Raw genomic sequence first — 1,918 nt, forward strand, 5'->3', positions numbered from 1 at the left:
GCCAGTGGCTTTAACCGCCTATTCAATCAAGATGCCAAATTAGCCCAAGCCCTTAAAAGCACCACGGGTGAGCAAGTGGGCAGTTCTATTGCCACCAGTGTTTGGGGTGCTGTGCAATACCAGATCACCAAGTTTTCCTTTGCCTTGATGGTTAGGACTATGCCCCATATCCCCTTTTTCAAAGGCATTAACACCAAAGTCAGCGCGGCCGCCCTTAGACACCACATCAAAGCGGCTTTAAATAAGTCAGCCAGCGTGCAGGACTTTAAAATCCAGCTCAACCACCTAGTGCAACGCCAAGACTTTGACAACGCCACTAAAGCCCTCATTAGAGAGCTAGAGGGGGGGTTACCTCCAGATGACCCACCCCCTTCAGGAGGAGGGGGAATATCCCCAAACCCCCATTTGGGGGATAGTGGGGGTAAAGGGGGTAATGGGGGCAAACCCCCAAGCAGTGATGATCTATTAGACCCTAAAAAGCCTTTAAGACGGGCAAATATGGAGGAGATTACACAAGAATTTTTAGAGGAAGTCAAAAAGCGCAATGTTAAAGTGTGGATTGGGGATTTTGCCCCCCAAGACAAAGGCTTAATGCAAGAATTAGGCTTTGATAGCAAACACCCCGTAAAGATTACATTTAACGGCGATGCGCTGAAGCATATTGAGAAACACCACGGGCCTAACTCTATCCACCACATTAAAAACGAACAGCCCGCCATAGGGATTGAGGACATTAAGCATTACCCGCAAGTTGTCAATCACGCAGACCGCTACAAAATAGAGACAGACAAATACGACCAAGAGGTTTTGATTAGTGGCAAGCAGGTTAATGGCTATGTAGTGGTGGTAGAAACCATCAGCACCAAGAAAAACGAATTGAAGCTAAAAACACTCTATAGGGAAAATGGCAAGCTAGAAAATAACCCCATCTTTAGGGATAGCGGTTTGAGCTCACAACTACCCAAAGGTAGCGAAGGCTCCCTAAGCCCCCGGCCTAGTGCCAACTTAGATGCGCCACCACAAACCGCCAAGACAGATTCTACCACAAGCCCCCTTAACTTAGAGGCGATTCCAGCAAAAGCTAGGGAGCTTTACACCACCGCCAAAGAGCAAGAGCAGGGCTTTAAGCAACTCTTAGAGGGATTAAGCCAGCCTAGTAGCACATTAGAGGCGGGGAATTTGCTCAAGAGTGTGGGGAGCATTGAGAGCAAGTTAGAACGCAAGCAGGGCCGCATAGAAAGCGTGAATGACTTGTTAAGGGGGGCCATTATTGCCAAAGATAGAGAAGTGCTAGATGAGCAGTTAGCCCAAATTGCCATCAAGCTAAGAGAGGCGCAAATCCCCCACACAATCGAGTATAAAGAAAATCGGGGCAGTGGCTATGAGGGGATTCATATCCACTTCAAGCACAACAATATCCCCGCTGAAATCCAAGTCCATACACCCAAGAATTGGGCGGTTAAAAAGAAGCAAGATGAAAAGTACCATTTTATTATCAGAGAGGAAGAGATTAACCCCACGCTAGGCGAGGAGGAACTAAAAAAACTCAAACAAGAAAGTAAGGCTTTAGGTCAAGATTCAGACCTTGATATTAAGCTTTTAACATCATTTGAAGTGATCTCTACCGAATCCACTTCGGCAAAGTCGCTAAACCGCCTAAACGCCGACACAGATTCAAACTTAACCCACATCTTGCGTTTAAAGTCAAATTCAAAAACCCCTTCTTCACCGGGCGCAGAGATAGCGTATAAACGCCCCGACTCGGTGTTAAACCAAAAAGAAGAGATTTTAACCGGTGGTAAGGGGATAGATTCAGGCATACAAACTCCTTTACCCAATCCTACCAAACCCCCGCTTAACAATCAAACCACCCTATTGCCCTATAAGAGCACTTATGAGGTGGTGCAAAGGGCTAAAG

General features: G+C 46.6%; 1 protein-coding gene. It reads left to right on the forward strand.

The window, feature by feature from the left end:
* On the forward strand, positions 1-1,918 hold a 1,918-nt coding region (locus FNE76_RS08350; RefSeq protein WP_185963038.1), incomplete at both ends, for a PBECR3 domain-containing polyvalent protein.

The organism is Helicobacter mehlei (genome assembly GCF_007280785.1).
Lineage (GTDB): Bacteria > Campylobacterota > Campylobacteria > Campylobacterales > Helicobacteraceae > Helicobacter > Helicobacter mehlei.